At 44.8% G+C, this 2,102-nt stretch carries 1 protein-coding gene; it reads left to right on the top strand.

Going from position 1 to position 2,102, the window contains the following annotated elements; translation table 11 throughout:
* Positions 1-2,102 (top strand): hypothetical protein (locus tag NTV63_05885; GenBank protein MCX6710447.1); only part of this gene is annotated, 2,102 nt, incomplete at both ends.

The raw sequence follows: 2,102 nt of genomic DNA, 5'->3' as shown, positions 1-2,102 counted from the left end.
TGAGAAGAAGAAAGCTGAAAACGAGAAGCAGATTGGCAGGTTTGAGTCGAGCATGGCTGAATTCCGCAAAAAGCACAACCTTGATGATTTGACTGCAATTGAAAAGGATATTGAGAAAAGCGAATCAGAAGGCGAAAGAATAGATTCTGAAATCCATAAACTTGTTGAGGAAAAGCAGAATCTCCTCAGGGAAAAGGACAGGCTTGAAATCCAGATAGACGGGATGGACAAGCAGATTGAGAAGGTAGGGATTATTGAGAAGGAGCATGAGACAGAGATAACTGCGCTCAAGAAGATGAAGGATGAGTTCAAGGAAAGCGTCCTTAGGCTCAACAGCATGCTTACAGAGGCATCCTCAGTATCAGCAAGGCTTGCAGATGCAAAAGAGAGGGGAAGGGGGCTTGAGGACACTCTTGGGCGCCTCAGGGTAAAGGCAGCTGGCGCAAAGGAAAGCGCTCTTGGAGACATTGCAGTGACAAAGATTCTTGAGCAGAAGAATAAGATGCCGGAAATATTTGGAAGCGTTTCCCAGCTGGGGAAAGCCCCTTCAAGATTCTCGCTTGCGCTTGAGATAGCCGCGGGGCAGAGGATAAAAAACATCGTCGTTGAAAGCGATGAGACCGCTGCAAAATGCATTGACTTCCTCAGCAGGAACAGATTTGGAGTTGCAACATTCCTGCCCATGAACAAGATAAAAAGCGTGAAGATTGATGATGATGTAAAAGAGCTCCTTAAGATTTCAGGAGTGCACGGCTTTGCCGCAGAGCTTATAGAGCATGATGCAAAATACAACAGGATATTCTCCTATGTTTTTTCAGACACAATAGTTGTGGAAAGCATAGACGTTGCGCGTAGGATAGGGATAGGAAAGGCAAGGATGGTCTCGCTTTCCGGAGACCTTGCTGAAAAGAGCGGGGCAATGACAGGCGGATTCCGCTCAAGGGAGCACAGGATTGGATTCTCAGAAAAGGAGTCCAGCGAGGAACTGGACAAAATTGAAAAGCAGTTTGCAGAAAATTCAGCCCTCCAGGAATCGCTTGAATCCCAGAAGAAAAAATCCGAGGATGCAATTGCCGAGCTCAGGGTTAAAAAATCCACGCTTGAAGGCGACATCACTAAAATTGAAAGAGGGCTTCATCTGGAGTCAAATGACCTTGACGCCTCAAAGAGGGAGAAGCAGCTTCTCAGGGAAAGCGCCAAAAAGACAGAGGAAAAGCTGAAAGAGCAGGAAAAATTAATACTCTCTGAAAGCAAGAAGCTGGGGGAAATAAAAGGGAAAAAGCAGGAGATGAGAATAAGGATAAGCCAGCTTCGGGACCCTTCCATAATCGCAGAGCTCACTGCATTTGAGCAGAAGAAGCAGGAGCTTTCAAATGATAATGCGGGGATAGATGCAAATGTGCTTGGCTTGAAAAAGCAGATTGAGATGGTTCTCTTTGATGCTGAAAAGGCGCTGAAAATCCTAAAGCAGGTTGAAAAGGAAAAAGGCGAATTCTCAGAGGATATAAAGAATCTTGAGTCGCAGACAAAGGAGAAAACAGTCATCCTGAAGGAGAAGGAGGCGCTTCAAAAGAGCTTCCTTGCAAAGTTCAAGAAGTCCTTTGATGAGAGGCAGAAGCTCAATGATGAAATAACAAGGTCAGAAGCAGAAATCATGATAAAAGAGGAAAAGGAAAGGACAATTGAGCAGCAGACAAACAACAATTCGCTCAAAAAAGCTGAAATTTCAGGAGAGCTTGCCGGCCTGGAAAAGGACTTTGAGCCTTTCAAAAATGTTGTGCTCATGAAGAGCAAGAGCGAGGCAGAGCTCAGATTTGAGATAGAAAAGTTTGGACAGCTTATATCTGAGATGGGAAACATTAATCTCAAGGCGCTTGAGGTTTATGACAGTGTGAATGCCCAGTATAATGACATGCTCCAGAAGAAGGACACCCTGAAAAGGGAGAAGGAGGATGTCCTTTTGATGATGCACGAGATAGAAGGCAAGAAGAAGGGGCTTTTCATGAAAACATTTGAGGAATTAAACAGCCACTTCAGGAAATTCTTCTCTGCTCTCACAACGAAGGCAGACGCTTTCCTTCAGATTGAGAATCCTGAGAATC

Source organism: Candidatus Woesearchaeota archaeon (assembly GCA_026394965.1).
GTDB lineage: Archaea > Nanobdellota > Nanobdellia > Woesearchaeales > 0-14-0-80-44-23 > JAPLZQ01.
Note: the sequence above shows the minus strand (reverse complement) of the source record. Positions and strands in the feature narration are given on the sequence as shown.